The 14208-nt window shown below is 64.7% G+C and carries 16 protein-coding genes; 7 read left to right on the forward strand and 9 right to left on the reverse strand.

Features of this window, described 5'->3' with window-relative positions:
- Positions 1–44: 44 nt before the first annotated feature.
- The 7 genes from I6F37_RS12725 to pqqA form a co-directional block, all read right to left on the reverse strand.
- Positions 45–722 (reverse strand): DUF4286 family protein, encoded by a 678-nt coding sequence (locus tag I6F37_RS12725; protein ID WP_036027271.1) that lies wholly within the window; start codon positions 720–722, stop codon positions 45–47.
- Positions 723–732: 10 nt separating this feature from the next.
- Positions 733–1719 carry a prolyl aminopeptidase gene (gene pip, locus I6F37_RS12730; RefSeq protein WP_225151350.1) on the reverse strand — a complete coding sequence of 329 codons (987 nt, stop codon included), beginning with the start codon at positions 1717–1719 and terminating at the stop codon, positions 733–735.
- A complete protein-coding gene (pqqE, locus tag I6F37_RS12735; RefSeq protein WP_109144747.1) occupies positions 1709–2890 on the reverse strand; it encodes a pyrroloquinoline quinone biosynthesis protein PqqE in 1182 nt (393 codons plus the stop codon). The genes pip and pqqE overlap by 11 nt, the downstream gene beginning before the upstream one ends.
- Positions 2887–3198 (reverse strand): pyrroloquinoline quinone biosynthesis peptide chaperone PqqD, encoded by a 312-nt coding sequence (gene pqqD / locus I6F37_RS12740; protein WP_057026049.1) that lies wholly within the window; start codon positions 3196–3198, stop codon positions 2887–2889. Before pqqD ends, pqqE begins: the two co-directional genes overlap by 4 nt.
- Before the next feature lie 11 nt (positions 3199–3209).
- The gene (gene pqqC / locus I6F37_RS12745; RefSeq protein WP_225151352.1) at positions 3210–3989 is read right to left on the reverse strand and encodes a pyrroloquinoline-quinone synthase PqqC; all 780 of its coding nucleotides are present in this window, start codon (positions 3987–3989) and stop codon (positions 3210–3212) included.
- Positions 3986–4915 (reverse strand): pyrroloquinoline quinone biosynthesis protein PqqB, encoded by a 930-nt coding sequence (gene pqqB / locus I6F37_RS12750; RefSeq protein WP_109144745.1) that lies wholly within the window; start codon positions 4913–4915, stop codon positions 3986–3988. The genes pqqC and pqqB overlap by 4 nt, the downstream gene beginning before the upstream one ends.
- Positions 4916–5044: 129 nt before the next feature.
- Complete coding sequence (gene pqqA / locus I6F37_RS12755; protein ID WP_007595659.1) at positions 5045–5125, reverse strand: pyrroloquinoline quinone precursor peptide PqqA; 81 nt, start codon at positions 5123–5125, stop codon at positions 5045–5047.
- Positions 5126–5387: 262 nt separating this feature from the next.
- Between pqqA and I6F37_RS12760 the strand changes: the two genes are divergently transcribed.
- From I6F37_RS12760 to I6F37_RS12785, 6 genes are all read left to right on the forward strand, one after another.
- Entirely contained in the window at positions 5388–5645 is a 258-nt protein-coding gene (locus I6F37_RS12760) for a hypothetical protein (protein ID WP_036007354.1), read from the forward strand.
- 208 nt (positions 5646–5853) lie between these two features.
- Positions 5854–7254, forward strand: coding sequence for an amidase family protein (locus I6F37_RS12765; RefSeq protein WP_036027256.1), 1401 nt, complete (start codon positions 5854–5856; stop codon positions 7252–7254).
- 2 nt (positions 7255–7256) lie between these two features.
- On the forward strand, positions 7257–7733 hold the full coding sequence (locus tag I6F37_RS12770; protein ID WP_036007360.1) for a glutathione peroxidase: 477 nt from the start codon (positions 7257–7259) through the stop codon (positions 7731–7733).
- Positions 7734–7744: 11 nt separating this feature from the next.
- Complete coding sequence (locus tag I6F37_RS12775; RefSeq protein WP_036007363.1) at positions 7745–7987, forward strand: DUF3297 family protein; 243 nt, start codon at positions 7745–7747, stop codon at positions 7985–7987.
- A gap of 141 nt (positions 7988–8128) precedes the next feature.
- Complete coding sequence (gene tarD / locus I6F37_RS12780) at positions 8129–9298, forward strand: D(-)-tartrate dehydratase (RefSeq protein WP_225142232.1); 1170 nt, start codon at positions 8129–8131, stop codon at positions 9296–9298.
- Between the two features lie 527 nt (positions 9299–9825).
- On the forward strand, positions 9826–10113 hold the full coding sequence (locus I6F37_RS12785) for a GIY-YIG nuclease family protein (protein ID WP_036007372.1): 288 nt from the start codon (positions 9826–9828) through the stop codon (positions 10111–10113).
- A 308-nt stretch (positions 10114–10421) separates the two neighbouring features.
- Here I6F37_RS12785 and I6F37_RS12790 read toward each other — a convergent pair whose 3' ends face one another.
- Together I6F37_RS12790 and I6F37_RS12795 are read right to left on the reverse strand one after the other, a co-directional pair.
- The gene (locus I6F37_RS12790; RefSeq protein WP_036007375.1) at positions 10422–11774 is read right to left on the reverse strand and encodes a malonyl-CoA decarboxylase; all 1353 of its coding nucleotides are present in this window, start codon (positions 11772–11774) and stop codon (positions 10422–10424) included.
- Between the two features lie 223 nt (positions 11775–11997).
- A complete protein-coding gene (locus I6F37_RS12795; RefSeq protein ID WP_225151354.1) occupies positions 11998–12849 on the reverse strand; it encodes a helix-turn-helix transcriptional regulator in 852 nt (283 codons plus the stop codon).
- Between the two features lie 61 nt (positions 12850–12910).
- Between I6F37_RS12795 and I6F37_RS12800 the strand changes: the two genes are divergently transcribed.
- Positions 12911–14083 (forward strand): MFS transporter, encoded by a 1173-nt coding sequence (locus I6F37_RS12800; protein WP_036015693.1) that lies wholly within the window; start codon positions 12911–12913, stop codon positions 14081–14083.
- Positions 14084–14208: the final 125 nt, after the last annotated feature.

Here is a 14208-nt window from a genome sequence, read left to right on the forward strand (position 1 = left end):
GCACGAGATGCGTGCGGTGCAATATGCTGCGATGCGGATGCCGTTCAGCCGCGCGCGACATCGCTCTTGGCGAGGTCCCACATCAGGCAGTAGGTGCCGACGGAGATGGGGAGCGGGAAGGGCGCCGCAGCCGGGCCGGTGAAGCGCTCGGCGATGACGGCGGAGACCGCATTGACATGCGTGCCGTCGATCAGCACGAACCAGTCGCGCGCGCCCTCGTTGCGCACCGCCGGAATTCCCGCCGTTGCGCCCGACAATTCCGGCTCGCTTTCGAGCAGGTGCATCGAGATGATGCCGTCGCGGTCCTGCGGCGCCAGCTTTTCTTGCAGCGCATCACGCCACGCACCGGCGTTGTCGGGCGTCGGCCGCAGCCGCACCAGGCCGAGCGACGCGCCGCGGCCAGTACCCTTGCTGATTGTGATGCGCGCGACCACGCGCAGCATGTCCCTGAAGCGCGCCATGGATCGCCGCGACCATTCGGTCTGGTCGGCGAGGCGCGCCCGGTAGGCGGGGCTGTCGAGCACGCCGAGCGTTTCGGTCGAGTACAGCGAGAGATATTTGGGGTTGGCGGCATGCGCGACATAGCGCCGCGCTTCGAGAAATCCGTCGATTGCGACACGCTCTTCCAGATGCTCGCGATCGTACCAGCGGTTGAAATCGGCCTCGTCCGCAGCGTCGATGTTCATCGACGTCAGCAGCATGCCCTTTCCGGCGAGCGGCATTCTTGTCCTCTCATCGCCCGATCTTCGACGCAAGGTCCGCGATCGACTTCATGACCGCGTCCCTCACGCCGCCATCATAGAGCGAATGCCCGGCTTCTTCCACGATGCGAAGCTCGGAACCGGGCCATACTTTCGCAAGGGCCTGCGCTGTCGCGGGAGCACACAACAGATCATAGCGCCCCTGCACGATCACGCCGGGAATGCCGTCGAGCCGGCCCGCGTTCCGCAGCAGCTGGTCCTCGTTCATGAAGCTGTCGTTGATGAAATAATGCGCTTCCATGAACGGCGTCGCCGGCAATGTGCGCCAGACGTTCAGCCCGGCGAGGTCGAGCCGCGTCCGTGCCGGCTTGTGCTCGGACAAGACGCGCTCGGTGTCGTGCCAGGCCTTCGCCGCCGGGCCATGCACGGCAGGGTCGGCATCGAGGATGCGGCGCCAATAGGCATCCACCGGCCGGTCGCGTTCCTCTGGCGGCAGCACGCTGAGGAAATCCTCGTACAGCGCCGGATGGAATTGCGACAGGCGCGAGGTGAAGGCCGTCTCGACTTCTGCTCGCGTGCCGAGAAACGTCGCGCGCAGCGCAATGCCCGAGACGTGCTCGGGATGCGCCTCTGCATAAGCCAGCGCCAGCGTCGCGCCCCAGGAGCCGCCGACCACCATCCACCGTTCGAAGCCGAATTTTTCGCGGATCTTTTCCATGTCCGCGATCAGGTGCGCAATGGTGTTGTGCTCGCGCGATCCCTTGGGCCGGCTGCGGCCGCAGCCGCGCTGGTCGAACAGCACGGCGCAGAAGCGGTCGGGATCGAACAGCCGGCGATGGTCGGGCTGGCAGCCGCTGCCGGGCCCGCCATGCAGATAGACCGCGGGGATGCCGTCGCTGCGGCCGACGCTCTCGACATAGAGCTCATGGCCGTCGCCGACGTCGAGCATATCGGAGGTCAGCGGTGCAAAGGGATCAGTGCGTTTGGCCGCTGTGCCCGCGTCGGCGTCAGGCGTCATTCTCGGATTCCAGGGTGCCGCCGGCGAAGTTGCGATAGAGGAAGCGGCTGGTGTCGCCTGCGGCCTCGGCTTCCGCCTGCTTGAAGATGGTCTCGTGCAGCGGCGACAGCGCGCAGGCCGGGTCGGTGTTGGCGGCGTCTCCGGTCAGTGCAAAGGCCTGGCAGCGGCAGCCGCCGAAATCGATCTCGCGGAACTCGCAAGACTTGCACGGCTCCTTCATCCAGCCGGTGCCGCGATAGCGGTTGAAGGCCTCCGAGTTCTGCCAAATCCAGGCGATCGAATGGTTGGAGCGCACCGATTCGAAATCGAGCCCGGTGATGCTCTCGGCGGCATGGCAGGGCAGCACCTTGCCGGCGGGCGAGATGTTGAAGAACTGCCGGCCCCAGCCGCCCATGCACTTCTTCGGCCGCAGCGCGTAATAATCCGGCACCACGTAGTCGATCGTCAGTCGGCCCTTCAGCCGCTCGCGCGCCTCCTCAACGAGGCGGGTACACTCATCGAGCTGCGCCACGGTCGGCATCAGCGCGGCGCGATTCTTCAGCGCCCAGCCGTAATATTGCACATTGGCGACCTCGAGCCGGTCGGCATCGAGATCGAGCGCCATCTGGATGATGTCGGGCAGCTGGTGCAGGTTCTGCCGGTGCATCACCGCGTTCACGGTGAGCGGCAGGTCGAGCTCGCGCGTCCATTTCGCGACTTCGAGCTTCTTGCGGTGGCCGCCTTTGTAGCCGGCAACGCGATCTGCGAGGCCGTCCTCGATGCCCTGGAACGAGATCTGCACATGGCAGAGCCCGGCATCTGCGAGATCGCTGAGCCTCTCGCGCGTCAGCAGCACGGCCGAGGTGATGAGATTGGTATAGAGCCCGGCGTCGCTGGCATGCTTGACCAGCTCGACGAGATCTTTCCGTGCCGTCGGCTCGCCACCGGAGAAATGCACCTGGAGCACGCCGATCTCGGCGAGCTCGCTCAAGACCTTCTTCCATTCCTCGGTCGTCAGCTCCTTGCCGGAGCGGTCGAGCTCGACCGGGTTGGAGCAATAGGGACATTGCAGCGGGCAGCGATGGGTGATCTCGAGCAGTACGGCGAGCGGAATGCCGAACGTCTCCGCCGTCGAGCGCTGCTTCTCAAGCACCGCGAGGCTGTCGCTGGGCGGGATGGTCACGTCGCTCATGACGTCTTCTCCCTGATCTCGGTGAGAAAGCCCTTGTCGGCGAGATCCTGCAGCATGGCGATGACGTCGGCCAGGATCGCCTCGCGCGGCGCTGCGTACTTTGCGGCGAGCTGATCGGCGACGTCGCCGACATTGCGCTCGCCGTTGCAGAGTTGCAAGACCTCCACCGCGATCTCATCCGGCGCCAGCACCCGTTCCGGCGCCAGGATCACCCAGACCTTGCGGGTCTCGTCGTATTTCAGCTTGGCATGCCGCGGCAGCACGGGGCGGCTCGCCTCGCTGACGCTGATGTTCCGCGGCCCGGCCATTGCTTTAATCCTCAGCTCGCTTTGGGCACGAACGCGCCCGGCGGAATGTGGCCTTCGACATAGGCATGCTGGAGCGCATCCAGCTGCACCCACAGCACGTTGGTCTTGAAGATCAGCGCGTTGCAGACCTGCGCGCGCTGCTCCGGCGTCGTGGCGTGCCTCTTGACATAATCGAGCGCGAAATTGGCGTCGCGCGGCGCCTGGGTCAGGCGGCGCTTGAAGTAGCTCATGATATCGGGGTTGACGAAGTCGTAGTGCTCCAGCATGCCCGAGATGCGTTCTTCATGCAGGTTCGGCGCGAACAACTCGGTGAGCGAGGAGGCGATCGCCTCCAGCGGGCTTTTTTCGCGGCAGAAGTGCACATAGGCTTCCACCGCGAAGCGCGTCGCCGGCAAGATGCCTTCGGTGGATTCGACGTAAGCGGTGTCGAGCCCGAGGCCCTCGGTCAGCTTGATCCAGCGCTCGATGCCGCCCTCGCTGCCGACATCGCCGTCATGGTCCTCGATGCGATGGCGCCATTCCAGGCGGGTAGCGCGGTCGCGGAAGCGGGAGATCACCACCGCGTCCTTGATCGGGATCGTGCTCTGGTAATAGTAGCGGTTGAGCGCCCAGGCCTGCACCTGGCCCTTGTTCAGCTTGCCGCCATGCAGCAGCTTATGGAACGGATGCAGGCTGTGATAGCGCGTGGCGCCGATGTGGCGCAGCGCCGCCTCGAGCTCCTCGGCCGAGTTGAGCCTCAAGTCCTTGCCGATCGAGAGCGCGGTCATTCCAGTCAGTGATTCGGCGTTCACAGCACGATCTCCGTTCCATCCGCGGGTATCTGCCAGCCCGCCTCCTCAGTGAGCTTGCGCTCGGGCGAGCCGGGCAGCAGCGCCGGATTCGAGTTATTGATATGCAGAAACAGCTTCCTGTCGATATTGAGATCGGCCAGCCGGGCGATGGCGCCGTCCTCGCCGGACATGGCGACATGGCCCATGCTCTTGCCGGTCTTGTGGCCGAGGCCGGCCCTGATCATCTCGTCGTCGCGCCAGACGGTGCCGTCGAAGAACACTAGTGAAGCGCCGTCGATCTCGGCCTTGAGCGCGTCGGTCACCTCGGCGCAGGCCGCGATGAAGTAGAAGAACTTGCCCGTGGCCTTGTCGGTGATCTTCAGGCCCAGCGTGTCGCCGTCGCCGCTCTCGCCGCCCGGATGCACCTTGCCTTCGAGATACCAGGCCGACTTGCCCGGCACGGCAAAGGGCAGCACCTCGAGCCCCGAGCGCGTGCCGTCGGGCAGCCGCGGCTCGAACGGCTCGCGGATCGCGATCGGCTGGCGCCGCACGTTCTTTTCGTTCAGCACGTTGAAGATGCTGTTGGAGCTGAGGATCGCCAGCACCTTCTCGTGCGCATAGATCGTGAAGGGCGAGCCTTCGCGCATCGACAGCAGGCCGGCCACGGCATCGACTTCGCTGTTGGTCAAGATCACGCCCGCAATCGGCGTGTGGCGCAGCGCGCCCGCCTTTGGGTGCAGCTGCGGCGTGGCGTTCAATTGCTGGCGAAGATCGGGTGAGGCGTTGATCAGGAACCAGTGCTCGCCGTCGCCGCTGAAGGCGACAGAAGCCTGGGTTCGAAACAGCTCTTGTCCCTTCGCACGAGCCGCGCGGCAGCCTTCGCAGCCGCAATTCCACTGCGGAACTCCGCCGCCGGCCCCGGCGCCCAGGACGACGACGCGAAGCATGATCCGTCTCCTGGAGGCGAATTGGCGAGGTGGATCTCAGGCCGAGACAGTTTCGGACAAGGTTTCTCTTGCCGGAAACGTATCGTGACCGAAAGAACCACCTGCGCAGAACGCGTTTCCACCAGCCGCTTACTTGCGGGTGGCGCTCACATACATATTGATTTCCATGCCGCAGGGCACTTCGACGATCTTAGGGGCTTTCCAGGCCATTTGGCTCTCCATTTTCGCGAATTCGGACGTATCCGCCCATTGGACAAATTAGTGCGGACGGCAAAGTTCGCCAGTGAAATTTTCCCGACCTAGGTAGTAGGCTGCGGGAATTGTTGCACTGCAAAGATGGCGTATTGCGGCCGCAAAGATGAGCGGATCAGATACGCAAAATTGCCGATAGGTCGTGATCCCTGTCGGGATAAACCAGTTGTGAGTATGGACCGGCTTCTCATCGGCGACAGACGACCCCAATGGATCAGGCATGCCCAGATATTTCTTCAACACCCGCATCGGAGACGAACTGATCGTGGATCCTGACGGCGAGGACCTGCGCAACCCCGATCGCGCCTGGGAGGTCGCGCGCCAGATGATCCTCGAGGTCGTGAAGTCGGAAGGAACCCAGCCGGCGCTGCTGGAGGCCGTCATCGAGGTCACCGACGCCGACGGCGAGATCGTGCTGGAGTTTCCCTTCACCGAAGCGCTGCTCGACATGCCGGACCAGTCCGCGACGAGGCATTAGCCGGACCAGTCCGCGAGGTGGCAAGAGAGGCCCACCACTCCCTCCACGTCATTGCGAGGAGCCCTTGCGACGAAGCAATCCAGACTGCCTCCGCGGCGGCAGTCTGGATTGCTTCGCTGCGCTCGCAATGACGGAGGCACCCCCGCGAAATCCGCATGGCTTTGCCGCGTTCCCGGCGCTAAAAGACGCCGGTCAAACGGAGCAAGCCATGCAAGATCTCTGGCGCCTGTCGGCCGCCGACCTCGCCACCCTCGTCAGGTCCAAAAAAGTCTCCGCCAGGGAGGCCGCCAAGGCCGGTCTCGCGCGGCTCGATGCCGTCAATCCCCAGCTCAACGCGGTGATCGACCACCGGCCGGATGACGTGCTCAAGCAGGCCGATGCCGTCGATGCCGCAATTAGCCGGGGCGAGGACCCCGGCGTCCTCGCGGGCGTGCCCGTCACCATCAAGGCCAATGTCGACCAGGAAGGCTTTGCCACCACCAACGGCCTCAAGCTGCAGCGCGACCTGATCGCGCGCGAGGACAATCCGGTGGTCGCCAATTTCCGGAAATCGGGCGCCATCCTGCTCGGCCGCACCAATTGCCCGGCCTTCTCCTACCGCTGGTTCACCACCAATCTCATCCACGGCGACACCAAGAACCCCCGCGACGCTTCGCTGACGCCGGGCGGCTCGTCCGGCGGCGCCGGCTCGGCGGTCGCGGCCGGCATCGGCCACATCGCGCACGGCACCGACATCGCCGGCTCGATCCGTTATCCCGCCTATGCCTGCGGCGTGCACGGTCTGCGCCCGACGCTCGGACGCATTCCCGCCTTCAACCCGGCGCTGCCGGAGCGCCCGATCGGTCCGCAGATCATGGCGGTCTCGGGCCCGCTGGCGCGCACGGTCAACGATTTGCGCATCTCGCTTGAAGCGATGTCGGCCCGCGACATCCGCGATCCCTGGTTCGCGCCGGTGCCGCTGCAAGGACCCGCACGGGACAAGCGCGCTGCGCTGTGCCTCAATCCGGGTGGGCTTGCCACCGCACCGGAGGTGAAGGCCGCGGTGAGCGATGCCGGCAAGCGGCTGGAGCGCGCCGGCTGGACCGTCGATGTGATCGAGGACACGCCGCCGATGCGCGAAGCGGTGGAATGGCAGATCAAGCTCTGGCTCGGTGACGGCTATGAGGCGCAGCTGGAGATGGCCGAGCGCGAGGGCGATCCCGGCGCACTGGCCTGCCTGCGCGGCAACCGCGCCAGGGTCACGCCGATGGATCAGGCCAATTACGCCAAGGCGCTGACCCGGCGAGCCACGCTGACCCGCGACTGGATGCTGTTCTTCGAAAAATACGCCGTGCTGCTGACGCCGGTCTCCGGCGAATTGCCGTTCCCCGACCATCTCGACCGCAAGGACGAGGATTCCTTCAAGCGGGTATGGGAAGCGCAGCTGCCGCAGATCGCGATTCCCTTCATGGGATTGCCGGGCCTCGTGGTCTCCACAGGTCTCGTCGGCAGGGCGCCGGTCGGCGTGCACATCGTCTCTGGCCGCTATCGCGAGGATCTGTGCCTGCTCGCCGGCGAAGCGATCGAGGCCGGCGGCGTGCCGCCATCGCCGATCGATCCCGTGGGCTAGCGATGACCGCCATCTACGACTTCAAGGCCAACTCGCTGGCCGGCGAGGAGGTCGCCCTGCGGCGTTTCGAGGGGCAGGTGCTCTTGATCGTCAACACCGCGAGCAAATGCGGTTTCACGCCGCAATATCGCGGCCTCGAGGATCTCCATCGCGACCTCTCTCCGCGCGGCTTCTCGGTGCTCGGCTTTCCCTGCAACCAGTTCGGCGCGCAGGAACCGGGGCAGGCGAGCGAGATCCAGGAATTCTGCTCGACCCATTACGACGTCACCTTTCCCCTGTTCGAGAAGATCGACGTCAACGGGCCGAAGGCGCATCCTCTGTACGAGTACCTGAAACGCCAGCAATCCGGGCTTCTCGGCGCCGCCATCAAATGGAATTTCACCAAATTCCTGGTGAACCGTGAGGGCCGCGTGGTCGCGCGCTACGCGCCGACCGCCCGGCCCGAAGGATTGCGCAATCAAATCGAAACACTGTTGTGAGCGAGACAATCATGAGCGACGAATTTCCGGACCGCCTGTCGGTCGACCCGAACAGCCCCTATTACAACGCGGAGATCCTGTCGCGCGACGTCGGCATCCGCTTCAAGGGCATCGAGAAGACCAATGTCGAGGAGTACTGCATCAGCGAAGGCTGGGTCCGCGTCACCGCAGGGAACGCCAAGGACCGCCACGGCAACCCGCTGACCATCAAGGTGCACGGTCCGGTGGAGCCGTATTTCAGGGATAAGAAATAGGCTTGACCTGAGCGCGCGCCGTTCGCTCCTCGTCATTGCGAGCGCAGCGAAGCAATCCAGGATCTTTCCGCCGAGGCAGTCTGGATTGCTTCGTCGCTTCGCTCCTCGCAATGACGATAATAACCACTGAAGGCCCACCCCATGTCCGTCCGCATCGTCGACGTCCGCGAAATTACAAAGCCGATCTCTTCGCCGATCCGCAACGCCTATATCGACTTCACGAAGATGACGACCAGCCTCGTCGCCGTCGTCACCGATGTCGTCCGTGACGGCAAGCGCGTCGTCGGCTACGGCTTCAACTCCAACGGCCGTTACGGGCAGGGCGGCCTGATCCGCGAGCGCTTCGCCGCGCGCATCACGGAAGCTGATCCGAAGTCGCTGCTCGACGCAGCCGGCGACAATCTCGACCCCGACAAGGTCTGGGCCGCGATGATGACCAACGAGAAGCCGGGCGGCCACGGCGAGCGCTCGGTCGCGGTCGGCACCATCGACATGGCGGTGTGGGACGCGGTGGCGAAGATCGCCGGCAAGCCGCTGTTCCGCTTGCTCGCCGAGCGTCACGGCGTCAAAGCCAATCCGCGCGTCTTCGTCTACGCCGCCGGCGGCTATTATTATCCCGGCAAGGATCTCTCGATGCTGCGGGCTGAGATGCGCGGCTATCTCGATCGCGGCTACAACGTCGTCAAGATGAAGATCGGCGGCGCTGATATCGACGAGGACCGCAGGCGCATCGAGGCGGTGCTGAAGGAGATCGGCAAGGACGCCCAGCTCGCCGTCGACGCCAACGGCCGCTTCAATCTGGAGACCGCCATCGCCTACGCCAAGATGCTGCGCGACTATCCCTTGTTCTGGTACGAGGAAGCCGGCGATCCTCTCGACTACGCGCTGCAGGCCGCGCTCGCCGAATTCTATCCGGGCCCGATGGCGACCGGCGAGAACCTGTTCAGCCACCAGGACGCCCGCAATCTGATCCGCTACGGCGGCATGCGCCCCGACCGCGACTGGCTGCAATTCGACTGCGCGCTGTCCTATGGCCTGTGCGAATACCAGCGCACGCTCGAAGTGCTGAAGACCCACGGCTGGTCGCCGAGCCGCTGCATCCCGCACGGCGGCCACCAGATGTCGCTCAACATCGCCGCCGGCCTCGGCTTAGGCGGCAACGAAAGCTATCCCGACCTGTTCCAGCCCTATGGCGGCTTCCCCGACGGCGTCCGCGTCGAGAACGGCCACATCACCATGCCCGAGCTTGCAGGCATCGGCTTCGAAGGCAAGTCCGATCTCTACAAGGAGATGCAGGCGCTGGCGGAGTAGGAGTATCGTTGGAGCGCGACGTCCGCGCCACACACTCCGTCATTGCGAGCGCAGCGAAGCAATCCAGAATCTTTCCGCGGAGGCAGTCTGGATTGCTTCGTCGCAAGAGCTCCTCGCAATGACGGTGGAGGGGCCACTGCCGCTCGCGGGCGTCTGGCCCGCAGCCCAATGTGCCGAATTGCGCGAGCTGTCGCCACACACTCCGTCATTGCGAGCGCAGCGAAGCAATCCAGAATCTTTCCGTGGAAGCAGTCTGGATTGCTTCGTCGCAAGAGCTCCTCGCAATGACGGTGGAGGAGCCACTGGCCGCTCGCGGGCGTCTGGCCCGCAGCCCAATGTGCCGAATTGCGCGAGCTGTCGCCACACACTCCGTCATTGCGAGCGCAGCGAAGCAATCCAGAATCTTTCCGCTACGGCAGTCTGGATTGCTTCGTCGCAACGGCTCCTCGCAATGACGGTGTGGCGAAAGCCTCGTAATCATCTCTTAGTTGTGATATCGTAGCGGCTATTCTCAGCCGAGTACGATTATGAAGCAACCCTGCGTGTACATGTTCGCCAATCGTCGCAACGGAACGATCTACACGGGCGTCACCTCTAATCCGCCGCGCCGCGCGTTCGAGCATCGCGAAGGACTGGTAAAGGGTTTTTCATCGAAGTACGGCTGCAAGCTCCTCGTCTGGTACGAGCTGAACGCGACCATGTCCGACGCGATTGTGCGCGAGAAGCAGATCAAAGGTGGCAGCCGGGCGAAGAAGCTTGCGCTCATTGAGAGCCTCAATCCGAATTGGGACGATTTGTACGAGACGCTGATCTGACCGGCAGGAGATCTGCGGCTACTCGGCGAGCCGCTGCCACGTCCTCCGTCATTGCGAGCGTAGCGAAGCAATCCAGGATCTCTCCCCGGAGGCAGTCTGGATTGCTTCGTCGCAAGGGCTCCTCGCAACGACGGGGAGGGAGCGGAAGTCATCCGGTCGTCGTCCGAGCCTGCAGCGGGCGGTCGTTGGGTTTCGCAAGCTGTCGCCCCACACTCCGTCATTGCGAGCGCAGCGAAGCAATCCAGAATCTTTCCACGGCGGCATTGCTTCGCTGTGCTCGCAATGACGATGTGGTAAGCGTCCGCCCCCTACGACAGCCTCATATCCAGCAGCCTTCGCCCTTCGCCCTTCAGCAGCTTCTTCACCGCATTCGACGCCACGACCTCGCCGTCATTGGCATAGGCCTCGTGGTTCTTCTCGATGTCGTCGAGGCGGTAGAGGTAGTTGACCATGACGCCGGCGGACTCGCGCATTCCCTTGGGCGAGAGGTCGCCCAGCCAGTTGATGCGCTCCAGCCGCGCGCCGTTGCCGAGATGGAAGCGGGCGACGGAATCGATCAGCTTGCCCTTCGGCGTGCGCGCCTTGAGGAAATAGTGCGCCGCGAGCGGCTCCAGCACGGCGCGGAGCAGTGCCGCCGTCTCCGGGCTCTCGAACCATCTGGGATCATCGAGGCGCCTCAGCACCTCGCGGTCCTCGTCCGACAGCGGCAGATCCTTGTCCTGCTTCACCCAGGCCATGAAGCCAGGCACCGGCGACAGCGTCACGAACGTGTCGAGCTTCGGCAGCTCGCGGCGCAGCTCTTCCACCACCTGCTTGATCAGGAAGCTGCCGAAGGAGATGCCGCCCAGGCCGCGCTGGGTGTTGGAGATCGAATAGAACACGGCGGTGCGCGCGCGCTCGATCGGCAGGTGCTGGCGGTCGACCGCGAGCAGGGGCTGGATCGCACCGGGGATCGTCTCGGTCAGCGCCACCTCGACGAAGATCAAGGGTTCGTCCACCATCGCAGGATGGAAGAAGGCGTAGCAGCGCCGGTCGACCGGATCGATGCGGCGGCGCAGATCGTCCCAGTCCGAGATCTCGTGCACGGCCTCATAACGGATGATCTTTTCGAGGATGTTGGCCGGAGTCGACCAGTCGATCCTGCGCAGCACGAGAAACCCCCTGTTGAACCACGAAGAGAGAAGATGCGAGACGTCGCGATCGAGCGCGGCGAGATCGGTGTGCCCGTTCATCATGCCGAGCAGATCGGCCCGCATGTTGACGAGATCGCCGGTACCGCCGGGTGCGCGGTTGAGCCGCCGGATCAGCTCCTGCCGGCGCGGCTCTGAGGCGAAGTGCAGCGAGCTTGCGTCCTCGTCGCTGGGCGCGGCGCGCCATGTCTCGATCGCCTTGGACAGGCGCTCCCGATCGGGACCGAAATCGCGCACCAAGCCCTCGAAGAAGGCGCGGCGTGCCGCCGCGTCCAGCTCCCGGTAGATGTCGAGCACCTCGCGCGCCATCGCGGTGCCCGAGGCTTCGCCCCGGCCCGACAGCAGCGCATCGCAGAGCTCGAGCAGTCCGTCGGCATCATGCTTGGTTTCGGCGGCGTCCCCCCGGCGAAGCAACGTGCGGCCGCGCTCGGAGATGGTGGCAAGCAGGTCGGAGAAGAAGGCGTTGGCCATCGGGGCTTTCGTATCAGGTCTGTGCGATGCGGCAAGCTTACACGGGATTTGGGTGCAAGCCGATCACAATCAAGCAGGCGAATGCGGCATCTTTCGCTCCGCCGTGCGTTTGGAGAATGAGGGCATGCCGGAACGGGTCGATGATATGCCGGGCAGTGCTCATTCCAACGCGCTGTCATGCCCCGGCTTGACCGGGCATCCAGTACGCCGCAGCTTCTCGATTCTAGCCGAGCCGTCTCGGCGTACTGGGTCGCCCGGTCAAGCCGGGCGACGACACCGCGTGTGTTGCAAACTCCGTCGGCGTCCGACCCGTCACCTGGCGGAATGCGGCCGAGAACGCCGGCACGCTGGCATAGCCGAGCTGGGTCGCGAGCTGCTTCACCGACACGCTCGCATCCGTCGATATCCGCTCGATCGCCGCCGCAATCCTAGCGCGCTGGCACCAGCTCTTGAAGCTCAGCTGCGTCTCGCTCGAAAACAGCCGCGACAGCGTACGCGCGGAGGTTCCGACCGCGCGCGCCAGCGTGTCGATGTCGTGCAGGCCGGTGGGATCGTCGAGCACGATCATCGCCGCGCGGCGGCAGCGCGCTTCGCGCGGCAGCGGCACGAAGGTCGCGGAATCCTCGGCCTGGTGCAATTCCAGCATCACCAGGCGCACCAGGAGCTCGGTGCGCTCTTCGGTGTTGCGCCCGTCGAACAGCGCGAGAATCGCCTGATTGAGCAGCGGCGACACCCGCACCACGAATTCCCTGGTCAGGCCGTCATAGCGCTGCTCGCGCTTCAGCCAGGACAGGTCGAAATACAGCGTGCGCATCTCGATGTCGGCCAGCAGGTCGATGGCATGCTCGAGCCCGGCCGGCACCCAGACCGCGCGGTCCGGCGGCACCAGCCAGCGTCCGGCGGGCGTCGTCACCTGCATCGTGCCCTTTGCCGCATAGATCAGCTGCGCCTCGCGGTGCATGTGCAGATCGATCCGCATCCCCTTGGGATAGTCGCGGGCGACCAGGTGCACGCCCGCGGGCGAGTGGTGGTTGCTCCGGACCTCCCGCAGGATTGGCGTTTCCAAGACAGTCATTGGCAGCATCCCGTCATGGGGAGGACATATAACTCATTTCGGAGCAGGAGAGGATTCGGGAATGAACAGCCCCAGTCGGGTCATCGGTTTCGTCAACGCAGGTCATTTCATCGACCATTATTCGATGCTGATCTTCGCCGCCGCTGTCATCATCATGGGCCCGGCGCTCGGCATGGCTTATTCGGAACTTTTGCCCTACGCGACGCCGGGCTTCGTCGCCTTCGGCGCCGGCTCGCTGCTCACCGGCTGGTTGGGCGATCGCTGGAGCCGCCGCCACATGATGCTGATCTTCTTCGTCGGCATCGGCCTTTCGATGATCGCGGTCGGCTTCGTGCAGACCCCCGTGCAGCTCGGCGCCGCGCTGCTTGCGATCGGCATCTTTGCGTCGATCTATCATCCCGTCGGCACCGCCATGATCGTGTCCTACGCCGATCGGCTCGGCCGCGAGATGGGCATCAACGGCGTCTGGGGCAATCTCGGCGTGGCGTCGTCGGCCCTGGTCACCGGCGTGATCGGCCAATATCTCGGCTGGCGTTTTGCGTTCATCGTTCCTGGCGCGGTTACGGTCCTGATCGGCATCGCCTTCGCGCTGACCATCGTACATGAGGACCGCAAGGGCTCGAAGCAAGCGGCGGCGCAGGCGCGGGTGGCCAAACGGGACATGTGGCGCGTGATCCTGGCGCTGCTGATCGTGGTGATCGCGATCTCCACGACCTTCAACGCCGTCACCGTGGCGCTGCCAAAGCTGTTCGCCGAGCGGCTTGCGGACCTGACCAAAAGCCCGGCGCTGCTCGGGGTCATCGCCGCCGGCGTCTACGTGTTCGGCGCGATGACGCAGTACACGATCGGCCGGCTGCTCGACCGCTACTCCCTGAAGACGGTGGCGCTGCCACTTTCCTTCATGCTGGCGCCATTCCTGTATCTGGCCGCGAGCCTGTCCAACCTGCCGCTGATCGTCGTTTCGATCGGCATCGTCATGGGTGCGTTCGGGCAGGTGACGGTCAACGACGCCATGGTCGGCAAATACACCACGGAAGAGTGGCGTTCGCGCGCCTATGCCGTGCGCTATTTCGTCGGTTTCACCGCGGCCGGCGCCTCCGTCGGTCTGGTCGCCTGGCTCTATGAGCGGGGCGGATTCGTCACCATGCTGCACGCCTTCGCCGCCCTCTGCCTGCTCGCCATCGCCGCCGCGCTGATCCTGCCGCGCGAGATCCGCACGCCGCAGGTGGTGTGAGGGAGACTCTCTCCACCGCATTGCGAGGAGCCCTTGCGACGAAGCAATCCAAATTGCCGCCGCGGAAAAATTCTGGATTGCTTCCGCCTTCGCCAAGGCTTCGGCGGACAAGTCGCTGCGCTCGG

The sequence above is a fragment of the Bradyrhizobium sp. NBAIM08 genome, assembly GCF_020193935.1.
Lineage (GTDB): Bacteria > Pseudomonadota > Alphaproteobacteria > Rhizobiales > Xanthobacteraceae > Bradyrhizobium > Bradyrhizobium yuanmingense.